We start from the raw sequence: 21,085 nt of genomic DNA on the forward strand, positions 1-21,085 counted from the left end.
AGCATCAACGCAGAGACCACCAGGTTGCGAAGGCGAAGCGAAGCGGCGCCTCGCGCGCGAACACCCGGCTGAGCTGAGCCGGCAGTAAGGCCGCCGGCGAGAAGAAGCGCCGACGCGCGCGGGACAGATTGTCGATACGCTCGTTCGTCTCCTGCTCGTCTGCCAGCGCGTCGATCAGTGCGGCATCCGCTCGCGAGAGCAGTCCGGGCGCGGCCGGCGCAAACGCGCGCAGGTCGTGCGTGAGGCGGCTCATCGCCGCACGGTCATCAGCAGCCCATCGTCCTACTCGGTAGTGCACCGCACCGAAGATGGAAATGCGCCAGAGTTTGGCAGCGAGCGCCGTACGATCCGTTGCGGACATCGCACGGGTGTGTTCATCTATCAGCAGCAGTTCGACGGCGCGTAGTTCTTCGTGGACGGGCCGGACAGTGAACGTGACGCGATCTTCCCCGTCATGGATCAAGTACTCCCCTACCGCCCGGTGGCGAACAATGGATGCTCCGGAGAACCACATCCGTGTTGTGAAAGCGAGATCCTCCCCCGTCGCCAGATCGGGAGTGAGGCGCAGTCCGCCGAAGCGTGCTCGAGAGAATAGGCCCAGAGGGGCGGTGCGATAGGCGAGGCGATCGCGTGCGCCGCGCAGACCGCGGTGCCGCAGCGTCGGCGGCGTCGGCACTCGGGCTCCTTCGGCATGCCGCAGGGGTGCGATGATGACGTCCGCTCTCGTCTCTGACGCCGTCCGCCGCCAGGCATCGATTGCTCCGGGCGTCAGTTCGTCATCGGAGCCCATGATGGCGATGAATTTTTCCGTGCACAGCTCGATGCCGGCGTTGAACGGACCAGCCGGGCTGCGCACGGTGTCGCGGAAGGCGACGAGCACGACGCGTTCATCTTCGGCGACCGCGCCGAGGCATGCCGCCATTTCTTCGATGTCGACGTTGTGGCAGATCACGAGGACACGAGCCACCGTCATGGAGCTCAGGGCGGAGGACACGGCACGGTCGACCCGTCGCCGGGCATCGTGCGCGGCGATGACGACTTCCACGTCTGCCGTCGGTGCCGCACCACGCGCGGTTGCATAGGCATCCGCGGTCGCGCGTCGGCGAATCTCCGGATCAAAGATCTGCGTCGCGCGTTCGGCAATCTCGGCAGCCGTCCGCCCCTCGTTCAGTGCGATGGCGCGTTGGATGCCGTCGGCGAAGGCCCCGGCGGACCGCTCTGCGACGAGAACACCATCCGGCTCGGCTACGAAAGAAGCCTGTTCACCCGAGGCGCCGACAACGACCGGCCGGCCGGCCACGAGCGCCTCAGCGATCGCGACCCCGAAGGTCTCCATCTGCGTCGGCAACACGAACACATCACCTTCGGCAACGACGTCGGGTACTGTCTCCGGCGCGACTCGCCCGCGCAGATCCCATCGGTCGGTGACGCCGAGCGATTCGGCAAGCCGCGACAGTTCACCGCGCATGGGTCCGTCGCCGGCCCAGATCAGTCTGGCGTCGACGCCGCGGGCGACCAGATCTGCGAGCGCACCGATCGCGATGTCCGGGCCCTTGCGCGAAATCAGCCCACCGACACCGACCAGCGTGATGCTGTCGCTCGCCGGACGTTCTTGCCGTACTTCCGGCCGGATCACCGCGTTCGGGATCACTACGGTCGGGCCACTACGGCGCCGAGCGATGGCGGCGGCAAGGTCATGGCCGACGGAGATCACGATATCGGGACGTGCGAGCAAGCGCGCCGTGAGCGGGAGCGCCGCGCGCGCAACGAGCGGCGCCGTCGACGGCGCCAGTAGCGCCGACCAGTGCTCGGTGTGCACCCAGGGTCGGTTCAGGCGCAAGTTACGGAAGGGCAGGAGCGCTGATGCCGCCATCGAGTGGATGAGATCGGCTGCTGCCGCACGTGCAGCGATGACCCTAGCGGCGCGTGCAATGCTCAGCGGATTCGACGGAGACATCGGCACACGCGTCACAGGGAAGTCAACGCTCGTGTCTTCAGTGCTCGCCGAGAGGTGGAGGACCTCGACATCGTGATCGGCACGCAACATCTCGATGTCGCGCGCCACGAATGCCCCGGTCTCCGGGTGCCCAGCTGTCGGCAGCCAGGTCGTCACAACGAGGATCTTCATCGCCCCGCCGTTCGGATGAGGTCGGCCGCGGTCTGCGCGGTCCGGCGGGCGTCGTAGTCGCGCTTCCACGTCTCTCGTGGGGCGTAACGGCTCTCCGGCGCGTCGAGCACCTCACCCATCGCGTCGGAGAGCTGCCGCGCGGACGCGTCCGCAGCCACCAACATCCCCGTGCGCTGCGAGTCCCCGACGATTTCTGGTGTACCCCCGACAGCGGTCGCCACGATCGGGATGTCGTGGGCGATGGCCTCCATGATGCTGACCGGAACGCCTTCCGTGGTGCTCGCGTTCACGAACAGGTCGACTCGCTCCTGACGATAGAACGCCAGGACGTCGATGTTCGCCGTCTGTCCGCGCAACTCGATGGTCACACGAGGGAGATCCATGCCGTCGACGGCCTCCGTCAACTCCTGAGACAGCGGCCCCTCACCGAAGTGCACCCACCGCAGCTTTGCCTCGGGTCGGCTCTGAGCCATTGCTCCGACGGCGCGGCGAATCAGGTCGACGCGCTTGATCGGGCTCACCGACGAGCACGACACGATTGTGATCGTCTCGGCTTGCGCGGGCCGGGTGAACTCCGCTGGCCCCCAGACGCCAAGCCTGCTGACTGTGGTCTTGGCTGCAATGCCGTGGTGCTGACCTTCCAGATAGCGTTTGCCGTCGGCTGAGATCGTGAGCACGCGATCGACGCGGGAGAAGTAGTAGGGGCGGTACGGCAGATAGCCGCTCACGGCGCGCTCCTCGTACAGGTCGTAGCCGTGCACGCGCGCGACACGCGCACGCACGCCGCGCAGCCAGGGCAGGCCGAGGCCGCCACCCATCGCCCAGAATCCGTAGGCGACGACATCGTCGGATCCGGCGATCGCCTGGCGTACCGCGACACGATGCGCCTGGGTGATGCCGACTTTGACCCCCAGCACAAAGAGTTTGGGATGCCTCAGCAAACGCCCCGTCCACAGTTCGCGCCAGGCGGCTGCGAGGAACTGACCGATCGCCTGCACTTCGAGAAGTTGGCGCGGTGCATCTTCCGGAGCCGGTTCGAACAGGTTTCCGCCGTAGCGCACGCCATCGGGAAGCTCGACCATCCCCGCAGAGGTATCCCGTGCGTGACAGAAGACGACAACGTCGTCAAATGCCGCAGCAAGCGCCTCGATCTCCTTCTCCACGAACACCACATCGCCGGTGCGATATGGGTACTCATTCGTGAATAGCAGGAGACGTGTCATCATTTCTCCGTTCGCGCCGGAGCGTGTATCAGCGTTTGCAAGGCCTGCGCCCAAATCTCGACCTGGGTCTCGCCGGAGAGGTCCGCAGCAGCATCGTTCGCGGCATGCTTCCATGCCGCGACCTTCTCTGCAGTGAGATCGTCGAGCAGTCGGGTGAGGTCGGACACGTCAAACCCATCGGTGACCGCGCCGAATCCGCGCTCTCCCAGCACTCGCGCCATTTCTGGCGATGGGCCGATCACGACGCCGAGCCGGGCCTGCACATAGTCAAAGAACTTGTTCGGCAACGCCCACGTGTTATTGAAGTTCACGGGTGGCAGCAGATGGATGCCGACATCGTATGAGTTCAGCGTCGCCGAGAGCTGAGCATACGGGACCGGATCGTGCAAAGTGATCCGGGGAGAGTTGTCCGCGCGGGCGCGCACCTCAGCGAGAAACGCCGGATCGTTTGGCGTGAGGTAGAGCGCGAGATCCACGTCAGCATCGGTTGCTTCAACGGCGTCGACAATTGCGAGAATGTTGCGATCCCGCAGCGCCGCACCTGAATGGACGAGTCGGATGGGATCGTCGACCGGAGTCGCACCCAATGAGGAGTATGGTGCCGCATTCGTCACGACTCCCGGGCGCATGCCGTAGACGCGCGCATACTCGTCTGCGATTCCCTGCCCGACCGTCGTGGTTGAGCTCGCCTTCACGACGAAGCGTCTACACATCCAGCGAATGAACGGTGCGACGAAGAGACGCCATTTCAGAACATCCTCCTTCTGACGCGGCGCGTACTCGTGCAGGTCGGCGTGCACACCATGTACAGACTCCTGCGCGAGGGCAAGGCCGACGGCATCCACGTCGTTGGCGATGATCGCATCCCACCGCGTCCCTTGCAGCGCATTCTCGGCGAAGGCGATCGCGTGGTTGCTCCAGTACGCCTTACGGAACCGACGCAGAATCAGCGATGCACGGTCGTAACGCCAGATCGGGAACGCGTCCGGAACACGGAAATGGCCGGCCACACCGTCGGGAGTATCGCCGTACCCGAGGGTATGCACCTCGAAGTCGGCGCACATTCGGTGTACCTGCTTGAGAAGGCGCGCATCCGACGAGATCGTCGAGAACGAAATGATCAGCAGCCGCGGCCTGCTCACCGTTTCTTCCCCTGCATAATGCCCGTGATGATGCGATCCCACTTCTCTACCTGACGTTCGCCTGCCAGCTCTGCAGCACAATCGGCGGCATGCTGCTTGTACGACGCAACGGCGTCGACAGTGAGCCGCTCGATCGCGTCGCGGAGAGCGTCGACAGTGAAATCTTCTGCCACGTCCCCCAGACCGTGATTTGTGACGTAGGCAGCCATCTCCGGCGAGGGCCCAACGATAATCCCCAGTCGCGCCTGCACGAAGTCGAAAAGCTTGTTCGGCAACGCATGACGATAGTTGAAGGTAATAGGTGGCAGGAGGAAAACGCCGACGTCGTACGCGTTCAGGGTCTCGACGAGCTCGGAATACGGCACAGGGTCCAGCACGCGCACGCGGTCGGTGGTCGCGGCATAGTCCTTAAGTTCCTCGAGATACGCCGGGTGATTCGCCGTGAGGTAGAAATCGAGCGTCACATCGGCGTCAGCGGTCGCAACGGCCTCTGCCATGAGATGCAGCTGTCTATTCGTCAGCCCCGCGCCGCTGTGCACCAGCCGAATCGGGCTGGACACCGCGGTGGGTGCGAGTTCGTGGTAAGGAGTCGCATTGCTCACAAGCTCAGCGGTGAACCCGAAGTTCCGCTTATACTCCGCGGCGAGCCCTTCGCTCACTGTCGTCCACGCCGTGGCCTTAGTGACATAACGCTGCACAACCCAGTTGAACCATGGGGTGATGCGCTGGAACCACGCCGGGTTATCGTCATGCAGGCGGGGGCTGTACTCGTGCAGGTCTGCGAGGACACCGCGCTTCGGACGCAGTTTCACCGCGACGGGGACTGCTTCCACGTCGTTCGCAATGATGACGTCGAACTTGCGCCCCTTCAGGGCGGCCATGGACCACTTCACCGCAGAAAGCCGCCAGTACACCTGTCGATAGCGCTTGAGAGTGATGAGCTTGCCATCGAGGTCGTTGTACCGGACGTCACGAGGCATCGAGATATGCTCGACGACGCCGTCCGGAGTGTCGCCGTATCCGAGAGTCGTGACATCGAACCTTTGCGTGAAGCGGGCCACTTGCTTTAGCACGCGCGCGTCACCAACAATCGGCGAGTACGACAGGATCAACATCGTCGGGCGTTCGGTCACCGCGACCTCTTTCTCTCACGCTTACAGAAGTACAGCGCATAGCGCCGTAGGGTCGATTCCCTCGCGAAGCTGTGCAGAATATCGGGAGTCAGCCAACGCCGCGCTCTGCCAGCGCCACGCCCTTGTATGACGGCGGAGGCAACGGCGGACGCCACGACAGATTCGCGCTGTAGAGCGTCAATAACCGCGCGGTCCTGCTTATTGAAGGGCAGGATTGCCGCAGGCGCAACGCGCAAAAGTCGCTTTTGGAGGTCAGCAAGTTCGGCCGTCTGCGCGTCTGAAAGCTCCTCGGCCAGCGCCTGCGCGGTACCAACGACACTCACGCGGATGAGTTTGACCGCCAGCGCGGTACGTTGCGCGGGTGTGAGGTCATCGAAGACACCATCGTCCAGAAGCCGAACCATCGGCTCGAGCCGCTCCTGCATCGTCATCGCGCCGTACGTTGTACGCTCCACCGCATCCTGACCGATTACGTAGGAGCCGAGCCCACCCAGAAAGTCAATCCGGCCGCCCTGTGCCCACAGTCGAATGCCGAATTCGAAGTCCTCGCCTACGCGCATGCCTTCACGCATACTCAGGCCCAGCTCACGCATTCGGGCCGTACGAATCAGCCCGAGCGGTGCTGTGCGGTAAAACAGACGGTCCTTCGCCGCGTCCAGCCGGCGCCGTCGACCGAGGCGAACCAGCGGGTTCGGCATGATCGTCTCGCCCTGCAACCGGATCTGTGCGATCGCCGCATCCGGTCGCTCCGTCGCAACGTGCTGCGCCCACGCGCGCATCGTGCCAGGCTCGAGAAAATCATCCGAGCCCATCACACCGCAGTACTCTGCCTCAACGTGCGCCAACCCATGGTTGAACGGGCCGGCGGCGCTGCGAATGCCGTCTGCGAATGCCAGCACGCGAGTATCACCTGCAATACCAGCCAAACGTTCACGGAGCGGTTCTGGATCAATCCCATGTGCGACGACCGTAACGCGCACGAGGTCGCGGACATCGGCATCCTTCAGTACGGAAGCAACTGCGCGTTCCAGCGGGCGTCGCTCGTCATGGCAGGCGATCACAAGTTCGACGAGCGGGCTGCTCACGCCAGTCCAGCCAGCTGGGCCTGCTCCGCAAAATTCGGAACCCGCTCGACGAGCTCGTCGAACGTGCCGCGGTCGGCGATGGTGCCGTCCTGCATGAAGCAGACGAGATCGCTGTCCCGAATCGTCGAGAGACGGTGTGCAACCGAGACGATGGTGACTTGCCCCTTCAGCCCGCGAATGGCTTCAGTGACCTTCGACTCGGTCTTCGTGTCGAGTGCGCTGGTGGCTTCGTCGAGGACGAGAATAAGCGGATCGCTGTAGAGCGCGCGCGCAATTCCGAGACGCTGGCGCTGACCGCCGGAGAGGGACATCCCACGTTCGCCAATGCGACCGCGCATCTGACCATCACGATTCTCGATCGTGTCCCAGAGCTGCGCGCGCTCCAGCGACGTGCGAACTCGATCGAAATCGATCTCGCTGTCGTCCCATGAGAGTGCGACGTTCTGTGCGATCGTGCCGTCGAAGAGGGAGACATCCTGGGGAACGTAACCCACTCGAGAGCGCCAGTCAGCGAGGACATCATTAAGATTCTGGTCATCCAAGAAGATCGTGCCCTGCTGCGGGACGAGCAGTCCCAGCAGGACATCGACAAGAGTGGATTTTCCCGCGCCGGACGAGCCGACCAGCGCCAACGAGCTCCCGATCGGAATCTGCAGATCGATGTCATGTACGGCAGGCGTATCCTCGTGCTTGGGATAGCCGAAAGATACGCCCTCGAGAGTCAAGGTCCGTGGCGACTCCCGAATCTCGTCCTGGCCCAGAGTCTCCGCGACCTCGATGTATTTGGCGGATACCTGGATATCGAAGATGACTGCCTGCACATGCGGCACGTTTGCTGATGTGGTCGTCACAATCGACTGGAAACCCGTGAGCGAGGGAACCAACCGGAACCCGGCGACTGCGAACAACGCGACTCCCGCGAGAGCCTCGTCCATGCCACCGATGGCATATCCGATGCCGCCGATGATCACGAATCCGCCGACCAGGGCCGAGTTGAGGACGAATCCAGGAACGGACCCGAGGAAGTTCATGTTCGCTCGTGCCCGCGTGCTGAACGAACGGTTGTAGTTCACCACATCGGCGACTTCACCGGTTTTGTTGCGCAGCGTGATCTCTTTGAGCGCCTGCATCATCTCGGTCATCAGCGTCGCGACTTTGAACGAGTAGTCACGGGAGACTCGTCCTGCCTGGATCGCTCGCCCAGACACCACCCAGTACAGCAGCGCCATGATCAATCCCAGATAGACCACGGTGATGAGCGCGGTCAGCGGCTGCGCGATGATGATGATCACGATGATCAGCGAGAAGCTGACGGTGAGCGCGGGGAGCTGAACGATGGGCAGGAGGAAGCCGCTCACCGCATTCGCGATTCCCACATCAGCGATGCGGACGATCTGTGCAGTGTTCCGTCCGAGACGGTAGGTCCAGGGTGCCTTGATGTAGCTGTCGAAAAGCTGTCGACCGATCTCGAGCTCGAACTCTGCAAATCTCCGGGTGGCGAACCACTGCTGAAGAAGCTGAAGTACCGACTTAATCAGGATCAGAATCGCAACGGCGCCAATGAGCCATATATAGGAGTCTGTGCTGATCGTACCGACCACCGGCAAATTAATGGGTGCACGGGCAATCATCGGAGCAAGACTGAGCGCGAGCAGCATAATTGCGACGATATCGAGCACCGTGAGTAGGCAGGAGACGACGATGTACCGAACAAGGTACGAACGTGCGTCCCCGGGGAGGTAAGCCATGAGCTCCCGAAAAGTCTTCGCGATGAGCTTCATGAGATATTTCCCTCCCGGGATGGGTCAGTCGGCATTGTTTCAGTCTCCCATGCCGGGATCTGCGTCAGGCGTCGCGATCCCCAGGTATGCACCCAGCACCGCGCTGGAGCGGGCGCCGTCATGCACTTCTCTAATGAACGCTGGTCCCGTCACCGCCACAGATTGCGCGTGCGTCGGGTCTGTGACGAGTCGGCGAATCGTCGACTCCAGATCGGCCGCGCTCGACTCGATGATCGGTAGATCTCGGCTGGTGAACGCGCGTACCCGCCTGCGAACCGCGTCCGAAACGTGACTCACGACGACTCGCCCGCTGGCGAGTGCCTCGCAGGCAGCCACGCCATAGATGCCCAGCGAGAACTGGTCCAGCACGATGTCGGCGTCGCCGTACACGGCGGGCATTTCGGCTGCCGGAATGCCGACGAGCTGGCGATATTCGATGATCCCCTCCGCATCCAAAGCTCGCACGGCGTCCGCGATAAGCGAAGTCCCCTTCAGCCCGGCTCTGCTCGGCGCATGAACGACCACCGGTCGTTTACGTGTCAACGGCAGAGCCGTTGCCGCAGCGGCCCACCGCTGCGGATCGACGACGACGGGTAGCCACGTAGCGCCGGGAGCGGAGTCAAGCAGGTCCGGTGTCGATACGAAACTCTGGATACCAGGTGACGCCATCAGCGCGTGGTTCGCCCTGGCGATCTCCTCCAGTCGCTCCTGCTCAGGGTAAGAGCCGTGTCGAAAGGGAGAATCTTGCTCGGTGCGAGCATGAACACTGGGGATTCGAATGTCGCTCCCATGCCAGAGCAAGGCGACTGCGATGCCGTTTCGTTGCAGCACCCGGAGGTCATCACCGGCCGGTCCGTTGCCGAGAAGAGGTCGACCAGATTCCATCAACACGTGGGTGAAGTTCTTCTGGATCGCTCGCCGCTGTGCGCGTTGCCACCGCCGATTCGACACGAAATATGCGGTCGACACCGTGTGATCGGCAGGGAAGTGGAAGGCATCGCCGGCGCCGCGATACATGAAGTTGGCCGCTGCGACGCCGGGGAGCCGTTCTGCTGCCCTCGCCCAGGCATACCCCTGCCCGGCAGAGTTCACCGGTCCGACGAGAAGGCATCGCGGCGCCTGAGCAACCTTCGTGACGCCGGCCGCGCGGAATTCTGCACGTCTCCACGGCAGCATCCGCTCAGCGAGAGGCAATGGAAGAGACCCGACGACGACCTGTTTGAGCCGTTGCAACTTACTCATGACGCTGTCGGTATCGTCTCCGAATAGCCTTTAGACCGTCGCCAGCGAAACAGCGACGCCGGTGCGGGCAGATTCCAACGCAGCCTCGACAACGGCCAGCGTGCGCTGGCCCTGCTCCATTGTCACGATGTCGGTGTCCTTGCCAAGCACAGCGTCACGGAACGCTTCGTGCTCAACCCGCAGCGGCTCACGCTTAGCGAACGCGTAGCGCGTGACATCGCCCTCGGACACACCGCGGAAGCTGGAGACGGACTCCCACTCGAGCGGGATCGTGCCGTTGGCGTAGAAGGTGAGGTCGCCGGTGGAGGTATCGGCGACGAAGGCGCCCTTCTCCCCCGTGACGACGGTGAGGCGCTCCTTCATGGGGCTGAGCCAGTTCACGATGTTGTTCACGATGACACCGGATGCGGTGCGCCCGGTGATCGTGATCATGTCCTCATGCTCGCGGCCCGACTTGAACGCCGTCTGCGCGAAGATGCGCTCGTAGTCGCTCTGCACCACCCAGGCGGTGAGGTCGACATCGTGGGATGCGAGGTCTTTGGCCACACCGACATCCGCGATCCGCGAGGGGAACGGCCCCTGCCGCCGGGTCGCGACCTGGTAGACCGCGCCGAGCTCCCCCGCCGCGATCCTGCGACGCAGTTCCTGCAGCGCAGGGTTGAAGCGTTCGATGTGTCCGACGGCGCCGACCAGACCGGCCGCAGCGAAGGCATCGACCATACGCTGCCCAGCCTCGAGGGTGTGTGCGATCGGCTTCTCGACGAGCGTGTGCACGCCGGCGGCGGCCAGCTTCAGCGCCGCATCCTCATGGAAACGTGTCGGAACCGCGACCACGGCGATATCGATACCCACCGCGATCAGCGCTTCGATGTCGGGAAGGATCGCAAGATCACCGGCGACACCGTGTGGGTCGCCCCCAGGATCGGCGATACCCACGAGGTCGACACCTTCGACCTCGCGGAACACCCGGGCGTGGTGGCGGCCCATCATGCCAACGCCGAGAAGTCCGGCACGCAACGCCATCAGGCGCCTGCCTTCGCGACGGTGTTCACCGCGGCGACGATGCGCTCGAGGTCGTTCTGGCTGAGCGAGGGGTGCACCGGCAGGGATGCCACTTCACGCGCAGCCCGTTCGGTCTCCGGCAAATCAAGACCGGGTGCATACGGCGCCAATGACGGCAGACGGTGGTTCGGAATCGGATAGTAGACGCCTGCGCCGACGCTGTGTTCGCTCTTGAGCGCGGCGACGAAGCCGTCGCGGTCTTCCGGCACCCGGACCGTGTACTGGTGATACACATGCACCGCACCCTCAACGACCACCGGAACTACGACGCCCTGCAGGTTCGCGTCAAGGAATGCGGCGTTGTTCTGACGGGTCTTGGTCCACGCGTCGATCTTCGTCAACTGCACACGACCAATCGCCGCATGAATGTCGGTCATGCGGGCGTTGAACCCGATGATCTCGTTCTCGTACTGCCGTTCCATGCCCTGATTGCGCAGCAGTCTCAGGCGACGCGCGATCTCATCCGTCGCCGCGGTCACCATGCCGCCTTCACCGCTGGTCATGTTCTTCGTCGGGTACAGGCTGAACATCGCGAACTCGCCGAACGAGCCCACCGGTCGTCCATCAAGGGCAGCACCGTGCGCCTGCGCAGCATCTTCGTACAGCGCGACACCGCGGGCACCGGCCAACACCTCAAGCTCACGCATGCGCGCGGGGTGCCCATAAAGGTGCACCGGAAGGATGCCCTTGGTCTTCGGAGTGATCGCGGCAGCGACTGCCTCAGGATCCAGCGAGAACGTCTCCGGCTCGATGTCAACGAACACCGGAGTTGCGCCGGTGAGCGCGACAGAGTTTCCTGTCGCCGCGAACGTGAACGAGGGAACGATGACTTCATCTCCCGCGCCCACACCAGCGGCCAGCAGACCCAGGTGAAGCCCTGCGGTGCCCGAGTTCACGGCAACCGATGCGCGCCCAGGAACGAAGTGCGCCGAGAACTCCTGCTCAAAGGCCGCGACCTCCGGCCCCTGGGCAACCATGCCGCTGCGAAGAACGCGATCGACAGCCTCACGTTCCTCGTCGCCGATGATCGGCTTCGCGGGGGGAATGAAATCGCTCACACGGTCTCCTTGGTCAGTATTCCGTCAGTCTCGATGTAGCGTGCGCCACTGCTTGGGCACATCCACACGCCATCTGTATCTCCGGCAGTCAAAGGCACACCGGATTCACCCACCCAGCCGATGCGCTTGGCCGGAACACCGGCAACCAGCGCAAAGGCGGGGACATCTTTTACGACGACCGCGCCTGCGGCGACAGTTGCCCATTCACCGATCGTCACCGGAGCGACGCAGGTCGAACGTGCACCGATCGCGGCGCCGCGCTTGATTGTCACCCCGACCGGTTCCCAGTCATGAGCGCTCTTCTGCGAGCCGTCCTCATTGATCGCACGCGGGTAGGTGTCGTTGGTGAGCACGACGGCTGGTCCGATGAACACTCCGTCGCCGAGTCTCGCCGGTTCATAGACCAGCGCGTAGTTCTGCACCTTGCAGTTGTCGCCCATGACAACGCCGGTGCCGACGTAGGCGCCGCGACCGATGATGCAGTTCTCACCCAGCTGCGCCTGTTCTCGAACCTGAGCGAGGTGCCAAATCGATGAGCCTTCACCTATAGATGCGTCAGGCGAGACATCAGCCGACTCGGCAATCCGCACACGGGACGGGGTGGTCACAGAACTCTCCTTGTGCCGACACCGCACATCACGGATGCTCGACGGTCACCAAGTCTATCGTTGGGCGCCTGAATCGCCGCTCAGATTCCGCCCGTGGTGGTGCCTGTCGCGGCGCGCACGGCGCGCGCCGCCCGGTCGCCAGCTGCAGCCAGCGAATAGTTCTCGTCGATCCAACTGGCACGCGTCTGCCGACGCTGCTCGGTATGACCCGACTGTGCCTGCTCGATGAGTCGTCCCATCGCAGCAGACACCTGCTCGGTGACGAAGTCGACAGACTCTCCCAGCTCACCGTCGCGTACGACCTGGCCGCCGGTGGCGGCACCGGCGAAGAGCACCGGGGTGCCGCACGCGCCCGCTGCGTAAGTCTTCGTCGGACGCGCGAAGTCATACCCGATGCCGGGGACGATGCTCACCAGAGCAGCCGCCGCACCGCGAATCCATGAGGCGGATTCCGCCGGGCTGACGACTCCGCCGAAATGAACGCGATCGGGAGCGAGCTCTGCTGCCAGAGCGCGTAGCCCCGCCTCTGCCGACCCCTGCCCGAAGAAATGAAGGTCCACCTCTTGATCCAGCTGCGCGAGCGCACGGATGAAAATTCCCGGCTCTTGCCACTCCGACATCGTGCCGGTGTAGACGAAGTAGGCACGCTCCACGCTCCGTGGATTCACGTCTGTGTTGAAGACACGTGTATCGATCCCGTTACCAACTTCAGTGATCCGCACGTCTTCCGCTCCCAGGGCGATGAGTCGCTGCGTCACCTCTGGTGAGACCGAGAGAACACGACGTGAGCGTTTCAGCACCTGTGATTCCATCCAGCGCATGATCGCGATCACGGGCGCGGACGCCCCCATCGCGATAACGCCATCCGTCCAGACGTCACCGGGGTAATAAACCAGCGGCGTGCGCTTGAGCCATGCCGCCACCAGCGCAATCATGCCGGTCGTCGGCGGAGCTTCAGCGACGATCACATCGGCGCGCGTGACGAGCAGACGGAAGAACGCAGGAATGTCGAACGAGAGGTACTGAAAATATCCCCGAATGGCGCCGCTTCGATCGCGCAAGACCGGAGCTCGGCGTACCGTCACCGCGCCGTGCTCATCGGCGTGCATGGTCGGCGCACCAGCGACGTGAGGCGGAGTCGTGGTGAGCACGGTGACGTCATGGTCTTCTGAGAGCGCGTCGGCGATCGCACGCATGCGAAAACTCGCGGCGGTCGCTTCCGGGGGATAAAGCCTCGTGGCGATCGCCACGGTCGGACGTCGTTCGCGCATGATTCTCCAGATTCGGTCAGGTGGGCTTCAGTGCTGGCTCGAAGCAGACACCTGACACAATGGTTCCATGTCTTTGCGCCACCCGGCATCCACCTCACCCGATCAGAATGCCTGGGTTGTCATTCCGCTCTACAACGAAGCGTCGGTCGTCGGTGGTGTCGTCACGAGCCTGCTGGCACATTTCGCACATGTTGTCTGCGTCGATGATGGCTCGACTGATGGGTCGGCAGCCGTTGCTCGTCGCGCCGGCGCGACAATCGTCCAGCATCCGGTCAACCTTGGCCAGGGGGCCTCTCTACAGACCGGGATCACGTTTGCGCTGGGGCATCCGTCCTGCGAATTCATCGTCACGTTCGATGCGGATGGTCAGCACCGGATCGAGGACGCGTTGGCCATGGTTGCGCTGGCGAGGAAGGATGACCTCGCCATCGTGTTCGGATCGCGATTCCTGGATGACCGGACGAATCCCGGTCTTGCCAAGCGCATCGTCCTGAAGACGGCCGTCTGGGTCTCGAACATGACGACCAGCCTGAAATTGACCGATGCGCACAATGGACTGCGCGTCATCCGTAGGGACGCTGCTGAACGCATCGAGCTGAAACAGGATCGAATGGCGCACGCAACGGAAATCGTGCTCGAGCTGAGCAGAACCGGCCTGCCATGGCGTGAGTATCCGGTTGAACTTCTCTACACGGACTATTCGAAAGCCAAGGGGCAGAGCGTGTTGAATGCAGTGAACATCCTCGTCGACCTGGTGGTGAAGTGATCATGTGGATCCAGATCCTGCTCATCGCAGCAATCGTCGTGCTCGCTGTCTTCATGATGCGCCGCACCGGAGCAGACAGCCACCTGGCAATCCGACGACTCCTGATGGGGCTCTTCGTTATCGCCGCCGCGCTGTCGGTGCTGTTCCCCCAGTGGCTCACCTGGCTTGCCAAACTGATCGGTGTCGGACGAGGCACCGACCTGGTCCTCTATGGGCTCGTCGTCGTATTCCTGGCCTTCGTCTACACGCAGTATCGCCGCAATGCCGTACTGCAGCGCCAGCTGACGCTGCTTGCACGCAAGATTGCGCTGATAGAAGCCGAGTCGGTCGAAAAGGACGATGCTGGTCGTCAGTAGCCGCAGGCGGTGATGCGCCACAGGGAAGCATCACCGATCTGGGTCACGAGTTCGAATCCTGCCTGACCCTCGAAGTTCGTCATTCCTGGCATCTCGTATCGGCCGGAATACTCCTCGCCGAGACCGAAATCGAGTACGTACTCAGGGCTCGCATACGCGGCAAGTGCGTCGCAGACACTCGGGTCGGAGGCGATGTCGCGCAATCCGAATGCCAGTTCCTGCCACTGCGCGGTAACGGGCGGAGACCAAGTGCGCGGGAACACATCGATGCCGCTGAGCATGTAGCCGAAGCCGGTCCCGGTGCTGGGATTACCGATCACCCTGGCATCCTCGTCGACGAGGTCCCCGAGAGATTCCAACAGCTCGCGCTCATCGATGCTCAGGTAGCTGACCGCCGCCTCCTCATAGCGGGAATCCGGTTCGAATCGGTCCATGACATAGTCAGGCATCGCGACTGGACGAACAATGACGAGGACGACGGTGAGCACGGTGATGATCGTGAGCCCCATCGCGGAGAACCCGGTCTCGAGCGGATCGGTGATGCCGGTCCCACGCCGAATACGAGCGGTGACAGCTCGGATGATCGCGTCAAAACCAACCGCTGCCAACGGAATCACGATGATCGGGGCAAGTGCCGCGATCCGGTACGGGTCTGCGTACCAGGCACCGAGAATGCCGTCACGGACGATGGAGACCCCGAAAGTGGCCGCCAGGACATAGAGCGCTGAGACGGCTACCCACGCAATTGCGAACCACCGCCACCGTGGTCGACGTATCGCGACCACCACACCGATGAGCATCAGCACGCTGACGCCCCACGCGAATGGGATCCTCAGCTGTCCGTTGAAGAGGATGTCGAGCCATACCTCGAACTTGTCGCGGAAGGGCGGCCAATGCGATCCGCCCGTACTGCCGGAGAAGATGAACCACACGGCCGCGAGCACGACCCAGCCCGCGACGATGCTCGCCACGCGGATGACGACGGGCCCAGTGCCTTGCGTCATCATCCACCCGCTGAGCCAGATCATGCAGAGCAGGCCGAAGATGAGAACTGATGCGGGTTGCGCGAACACGAGCGCACTCAGCGCGATCGCGACAAACAGTCCACCCTGGAGGACCGATCGCCAGGGGCGCTCAGCGTCAGACCATACCGGCAATTTCAGGACAAGAGCGACGGATGCTGGGATTAGAGCGACCGACAATGCGTTTGGATACAGCACGCCCCACTGCAGCAGCAGAAGCGGGAACAACTGCAACGCACCGGACAACACGGCTGTGTAGGCGGCGATCGTCGTTGAGCCAGTTGCAGCACGCGCAAACCAGGTCAGTCCCATTGGCCAGACCAGCGCTGCGATGACGATCGCGAGAGCGTTCACCGCAAGCGGGATGCTTGCCCCCGTGCCCAGAACGATGATCGAGGCAAGCGCGTGCCACCCTGCCGGGTAGAACCCGGTACCTCCGATGAAGGAGTTGATCTCTAGCGAAGATGCCGAGCCGGTTTCCTGGATGAATCGCAAAGCGTTCAGATGGAAGACGGCGTCATTCGTCTGCGATATCGCGGACGGATCAGACACATACGACGCGATCCGCCAGAACCCGATAACGGCACCGATCACGAGAGCGGTGGGGAGCAGCCAGCGGTTCGATGTCGGCACGGTACGCCGCTGTCGCCCGAGGAGCGGTAGCGCAGGCCCTACCAGCCACGCCGCACCACTGACCAACGCGACCACGACCACGAAACTCCACGGCGACCAGTCGATTCCCAGCAGGCTGAGCGCGATGGCGGCAAGAGATGCGACGGCTGTGGTCATCACCGGGGCGAACGCGACCAATGCAAGGCCGCGCATTCCCGCGGCTGCTAGCGATAAAAGCCCGGGGACGAAGACGACGACGGCAGCGACCAGGATGACCGGCGTCGCGGTGAGCCAGTCGAAGATCACTTATCCACCAGTTTGATCGCGCCCTCGATCTCGCCGTCGTAGATGAGCTTGCCCTTGTTGATCACCACTCCTCGGACACAGAGTTCACGCACCATCTCCATGTCGTGGGTGACGACCACCAAAGTCTTGCCCCGAGAAATGAGCTCCTCGAACTTCAAGCGGCACTTCTCACGGAACGGCGCATCGCCGACCGAGAGAATCTCGTCCACGAGAAGGACGTCGAGTTCGACATGGATCGCTACAGAGAACGCCAAGCGCATGAACATGCCTGAGGAATAGTGCTTCACTTCTTGGTCGATGAACTGCTCGATCTCGCTGAACGCGACGATGTCGTCGTAGCGCTCTTCGATCTCGTGCTGCTTCATGCCGAGGATCGCGGCGTTCAGGAAGACGTTCTCTCGTCCCGACAACTCGGGGTGGAAGCCCGCGCCGACCTCAATCAGACCTGCGACGCGTCCGCGAGTGAGTACCTGGCCTTCGTCGGGTTCCATCACACCGGACACGAGTTTGAGGAGTGTGGACTTCCCGGAGCCGTTGAGCCCGAGGATCGCGACTGACTCTCCCTCACCGATCACGAGATCGACGCCTTTGAGCGCTTCGAACTGGCTGGTGAGCTGACGCCGCTTGATCCAGGAGACCACGGTGTCCTTCAGCGAGAAGGCGTGATTCAGAGTGAAACGCTTTTTGACACCATCAATGATGATGCTCGGCTTTTTGATCGTCTGCTCGCTCATAGGTCTTGCGCAAACCTTCCTTCGAGGCGACGGAACACCACTTGCCCGATCAGCAGCGTGGCGAGAGCGATGAGGAACGTCCAGAGCGTATTCCAGGCCAGTCCTGGAGGAATCTCCATCATCTGGAATCCGTCGTAACCTGCGGCAGCGACGATCCCCTCGGTCGCGGGCCGCCAGAACGCGTAGTGGAAGAGCTCGACACTCTGCGTGATCGGGTTCAGCATGTAGAAGTCGACCACCCACGACGGCCAATTCAGCTTGTCAACCACAGCGGCCTGCACCATCGTCCAGGAGTAGAGCACCGGAGACGCCCAGGTCGCGAGCAGCAATAGCAGTTCGACGATGTTCTCGGCGTCGCGGTACCGCACGTTGATCGCGCCGAAGAACAGTCCGAGACCGAGCGAGAACAGCATCACGATGATCGTCGCAGCGACGATCGCGAGGATCGAGACGATTGAGACGTGCATGATCCAGCCCATGAGCAGACAGACCACCAGGAGGAGTCCGACCTGCGGGAGGAAGTGCACGAACGAGACGATGACGGAGGAAACCGCGAACAACTGACGCGGGAGGAATACCTTGCGCACGAGCGGTGCGTTTCCCACGATCGAGGTCGTGGCGTTCTTAAATCCTTCAGAGAAAAGGTTGATCACGACGATGCCGGAGAACAGGTAGACCGCGTAGTTCGGTATATCGCGATCGAGGTTCATGAAGACGCCGAGGACAATCCAGAACACCATGAACTGAGCTGCCGGTCGCACATAGGACCAGGTCCAACCGAGCACGGAGTTGCGGTAGCGCGTCGTCACGCCAGTTCTGACGAGCAGGCTCAGCAGGTAACGCCAACGCACGATGTCGATCAGACCCCGACTCTTGCCTGGGGTTTCGAATTCGGAACGCGGGACGTTGGCGAAAAGATCTCGGGTATCAGTCACAGGCCCTGCTCACTCGGGGACGACATCAGTCATCACAAACTCAACCAGCTTACGTCACGACGCCACACCCGCGCCAAGCGGGCTGTCAGGATCACCACATCGATCGGATGTTGTTCCACCCCTTGCCGATCGCGGTCCCCGAGAGCCAGCCTCCCGTTCCGTTTCCACGGTACAGGTACAGCAGTCCGTCACCGGTGCGCGCTAAGACGTCGGCCTTGCCATCACCGTCGAAGTCGCCCGGGCTAAAGATGCCGGTCATCTTGTTCCAGCCATGTCCGATCTGACGCGCAGTTCCCCATCGTCCGGCACCGGTGGTCGGATACAGCCACAGAGTTCCGTCCTTGGCTCGTGCGATGATGTCGCCCTTGCCGTCGCCATCGAAGTCGCCGGCATAGAAACCTGCGTCAATCTTGGACCAGTTACTGCCAATCTTGGTCGCGTTGCCGGCCCACCCGCCGCTGCCGTTTCCGCGGTACAGCAGAAGATCGCCATTCGCGGCCTTCGCGATGATGTCGGGCTGGTGGTCGCCGTCATAGTCGAGGCCTGCGGCGATGATCGTCACCGAGGACCATCCTTTGCCGATCACGATCGACTGCTGGAACGTTCCGCCCCATTTTCCTCGGAGCAGGCGGAAGTTACCGCTTCCATCGATGCGGGCGAGGTCGACGAGGCCGTCGCCGTTGAAATCTCCGACCGGGAACATCCGATCTTCCTTCTGCCAGCCGCCCTTGCCCAGCAAGGTCATCCCAGTCCAACCGCCGTTGGATCCGCCGGAGTACAGCAGCAGTTCGCTGTTGCCGGAGACCGCGATCACATCGTTGCCGCCAGCGCTGTCCAAGTTACCGACCCCGGTGGGAAGCAGACGTATTGACTTCACCGCGGCCCCTCCGACGGCGACGGCCAGTGATCCCCAGCCGGTGCCGACCTTCGAGGACGCCCCGAGCCTGCCCCCGCCGGATCCCGCGTAGACGAGGCTGTCGCCGTTAGCGGCGATGCCCATCAGATCACCCTTGCCGTCACCGGTGAAGTCGCCGATGCTGATGATGTCACCGAACGATCCCCAGCCCTTGCCGATCTGGAAGCCATCGCTCCAGCTGCCTTTGCCGTTGCCGAGGTACAGCCACAGTCGGCCGCTCTTGTCACGCGCGAATAGGTCGACAATTCCGTCCCCGGAGAGATCAGCACCGCCACTGATGAGGTTCATCGCGCCCCAGCCGCGTCCGACCTTGATGGGCTCAAGGAAGGATCCGAACCCGTTGCCACGCCACAGGAGCAGGTCGTGCGCGGAATTCGTGGTGAAGAAGTCGGGCCGGCCGTCGCCGTCAAAATCGCCGGCACCAGTCGCGAGGACCGCACCCGAGCCGACTCCGGACAACGAGACGGGTTTGGTGTACGTAGTTGTGCCGTTGCCGAAGAGCACAGAGAACTGGCCGGACTTCGGCACAGCCAGCAGGTCGCGGTGGCCGTCTCCGTCGAGGTCGGCGATGCCGATCAGTTTCTTGATGCCGGTGAGGCCGGTGGCGATCTGCGTCTTGGTGCCCCATTGACCCTTCGCGTACGGATATGCCCAGGCAATGCCGTTCGATCCGAGCGCGATCGCCAAGGCATTGGTATCCATCGAGGTGACCGTCACGCTCGGCGCCGGAGGCTTCGGTGCCGGTGGCGTCGTCGGTGTGGTCGGCTTGCCGGTCTGCGTTGAACCGAACCAGTCGGTGAAGTAGTTATAGAAGTTGCGGTTTCCGTAGCTGGAGCACGCGTTGTTCGCCTCGCCGTATCCGGCAGCGAGAGCCGCAGCGTTCGGCTGGTACGGCGTGTAGTAGTAAAGCGCCGCCGTCGCCTTGTTCGAGATGTAGACCGGCGAGGATCCGCATGACGCGTTCGGGTGGTAGCGAAGATTCCAGGTCTTCCCCGGCGCATACCAGGTGAAGTACCGCCCCTCCAGGTAGGTCTGCATCTGGCGAGCGGCGCCATAGATCTGGTGGAAGAAGCCGACATACTTGGGATCGCACGCGGCGGTGTCCGGGCATCCCTGCCCGAGCGCGATGTCGTAACGCCACTGGCTCGGCCACGTGTGGTTGACCAGCCCCTGCTCCTTCTGGAGCATGACGATCAGCACCTGCGGATTGATGTCGCAGGCCTGCGCGACGCGATAGATGATGCGGGCAGCACTCTCGTTCGCGGCGCCCTTGTACCCCTTGCAGTATGCATCGGCAGCACGCGTCACAGAGGTGATCTTGAAGTCCTTCAAGCAGGTGTACCCCGCTCGACACTTCGACACCTTGCTGTTGAAGAAGCTCTGAATCTGAGCCTCGGTCATCGTGTTCTCGTTGGTGAACACAGCATCGCTGATGAGGTTGCCCGGCGTGAAGCCGTCCAACGAGGTCTTGACGATACTCAGCTGTGCGGAGCTGGCCGATGTGCGGGAGAGGCTGGCTGACGTGCTCTGCGAAGCGGATGCCGTTGCCACGGTCACCGGCGCCACGGTGCCGACCACCACAGCGGTGACGGCGACGAGGACGGTGAGGAATCGGGCGATCCTGAGCACGTTTCGAGAGCGGGGGGCGCGTCGAGACATCTAACCAGTGTGACTGAAGTTGTGCGATTATCCAGGTTCGACACGA

The 21,085-nt window shown here is 62.8% G+C and carries 17 protein-coding genes; 2 read left to right on the forward strand and 15 right to left on the reverse strand.

Going from position 1 to position 21,085, the window contains the following annotated elements:
- Positions 1–4: 4 nt before the first annotated feature.
- From ACSU04_RS04740 to ACSU04_RS04790, 11 genes are all read right to left on the reverse strand, one after another.
- Positions 5–2,128 (reverse strand): glycosyltransferase, encoded by a 2,124-nt coding sequence (locus ACSU04_RS04740; protein WP_439288589.1) that lies wholly within the window; start codon positions 2,126–2,128, stop codon positions 5–7.
- On the reverse strand, positions 2,125–3,351 hold the full coding sequence (locus tag ACSU04_RS04745; RefSeq protein WP_439288590.1) for a glycosyltransferase: 1,227 nt from the start codon (positions 3,349–3,351) through the stop codon (positions 2,125–2,127). Before ACSU04_RS04745 ends, ACSU04_RS04740 begins: the two co-directional genes overlap by 4 nt.
- Entirely contained in the window at positions 3,351–4,493 is a 1,143-nt protein-coding gene (locus ACSU04_RS04750) for a glycosyltransferase family 1 protein (RefSeq protein ID WP_439288591.1), read from the reverse strand. The genes ACSU04_RS04745 and ACSU04_RS04750 overlap by 1 nt, the downstream gene beginning before the upstream one ends.
- A complete protein-coding gene (locus ACSU04_RS04755; protein ID WP_439288592.1) occupies positions 4,490–5,626 on the reverse strand; it encodes a glycosyltransferase in 1,137 nt (378 codons plus the stop codon). Before ACSU04_RS04755 ends, ACSU04_RS04750 begins: the two co-directional genes overlap by 4 nt.
- On the reverse strand, positions 5,623–6,711 hold the full coding sequence (locus tag ACSU04_RS04760; RefSeq protein WP_439288593.1) for a glycosyltransferase: 1,089 nt from the start codon (positions 6,709–6,711) through the stop codon (positions 5,623–5,625). Before ACSU04_RS04760 ends, ACSU04_RS04755 begins: the two co-directional genes overlap by 4 nt.
- Positions 6,708–8,492, reverse strand: coding sequence for an ABC transporter ATP-binding protein (locus ACSU04_RS04765; protein WP_439288594.1), 1,785 nt, complete (start codon positions 8,490–8,492; stop codon positions 6,708–6,710). The genes ACSU04_RS04760 and ACSU04_RS04765 overlap by 4 nt, the downstream gene beginning before the upstream one ends.
- A gap of 39 nt (positions 8,493–8,531) precedes the next feature.
- Positions 8,532–9,734, reverse strand: coding sequence for a glycosyltransferase (locus ACSU04_RS04770; protein WP_439288595.1), 1,203 nt, complete (start codon positions 9,732–9,734; stop codon positions 8,532–8,534).
- A gap of 30 nt (positions 9,735–9,764) precedes the next feature.
- Positions 9,765–10,760: a Gfo/Idh/MocA family oxidoreductase gene (locus ACSU04_RS04775; protein ID WP_439289424.1), complete on the reverse strand. Its 996-nt coding sequence runs from the start codon at positions 10,758–10,760 to the stop codon at positions 9,765–9,767.
- Positions 10,757–11,854: a DegT/DnrJ/EryC1/StrS family aminotransferase gene (locus tag ACSU04_RS04780; RefSeq protein ID WP_439288596.1), complete on the reverse strand. Its 1,098-nt coding sequence runs from the start codon at positions 11,852–11,854 to the stop codon at positions 10,757–10,759. The genes ACSU04_RS04775 and ACSU04_RS04780 overlap by 4 nt, the downstream gene beginning before the upstream one ends.
- The gene (locus ACSU04_RS04785; protein ID WP_439288597.1) at positions 11,851–12,462 is read right to left on the reverse strand and encodes a DapH/DapD/GlmU-related protein; all 612 of its coding nucleotides are present in this window, start codon (positions 12,460–12,462) and stop codon (positions 11,851–11,853) included. Before ACSU04_RS04785 ends, ACSU04_RS04780 begins: the two co-directional genes overlap by 4 nt.
- 80 nt (positions 12,463–12,542) lie before the next feature.
- Positions 12,543–13,733: a glycosyltransferase family 4 protein gene (locus ACSU04_RS04790; protein ID WP_439288598.1), complete on the reverse strand. Its 1,191-nt coding sequence runs from the start codon at positions 13,731–13,733 to the stop codon at positions 12,543–12,545.
- A 67-nt stretch (positions 13,734–13,800) separates the two neighbouring features.
- Here ACSU04_RS04790 and ACSU04_RS04795 point away from each other — a divergent pair, with 67 nt between their 5' ends.
- The gene (locus ACSU04_RS04795; protein WP_439288599.1) at positions 13,801–14,499 is read left to right on the forward strand and encodes a glycosyltransferase family 2 protein; all 699 of its coding nucleotides are present in this window, start codon (positions 13,801–13,803) and stop codon (positions 14,497–14,499) included.
- Between the two features lie 2 nt (positions 14,500–14,501).
- A complete protein-coding gene (locus ACSU04_RS04800) occupies positions 14,502–14,855 on the forward strand; it encodes a DUF2304 domain-containing protein (protein WP_439288600.1) in 354 nt (117 codons plus the stop codon).
- On the opposite strand, the gene ACSU04_RS04805 is transcribed toward ACSU04_RS04800, so the two are convergent.
- The 4 genes from ACSU04_RS04805 to ACSU04_RS04820 all read right to left on the reverse strand — a co-directional run bounded on the left by ACSU04_RS04805 (position 14,849) and on the right by ACSU04_RS04820 (position 21,039).
- A complete protein-coding gene (locus ACSU04_RS04805; RefSeq protein ID WP_439288601.1) occupies positions 14,849–16,795 on the reverse strand; it encodes a DUF6541 family protein in 1,947 nt (648 codons plus the stop codon). The two genes, ACSU04_RS04800 and ACSU04_RS04805, sit on opposite strands and share 7 nt — an antisense overlap.
- Entirely contained in the window at positions 16,792–17,529 is a 738-nt protein-coding gene (locus ACSU04_RS04810) for an ABC transporter ATP-binding protein (RefSeq protein ID WP_439288602.1), read from the reverse strand. The genes ACSU04_RS04805 and ACSU04_RS04810 overlap by 4 nt, the downstream gene beginning before the upstream one ends.
- Positions 17,526–18,464 (reverse strand): ABC transporter permease, encoded by a 939-nt coding sequence (locus ACSU04_RS04815; RefSeq protein WP_439288603.1) that lies wholly within the window; start codon positions 18,462–18,464, stop codon positions 17,526–17,528. The genes ACSU04_RS04810 and ACSU04_RS04815 overlap by 4 nt, the downstream gene beginning before the upstream one ends.
- A gap of 91 nt (positions 18,465–18,555) precedes the next feature.
- Positions 18,556–21,039 carry an FG-GAP repeat domain-containing protein gene (locus ACSU04_RS04820; protein ID WP_439288604.1) on the reverse strand — a complete coding sequence of 828 codons (2,484 nt, stop codon included), beginning with the start codon at positions 21,037–21,039 and terminating at the stop codon, positions 18,556–18,558.
- Positions 21,040–21,085: the final 46 nt, after the last annotated feature.

Origin of the sequence: Microbacterium sp. A84, from assembly GCF_051842815.1 — a bacterium.
Classification (GTDB): Bacteria; Actinomycetota; Actinomycetes; order Actinomycetales; family Microbacteriaceae; genus Microbacterium.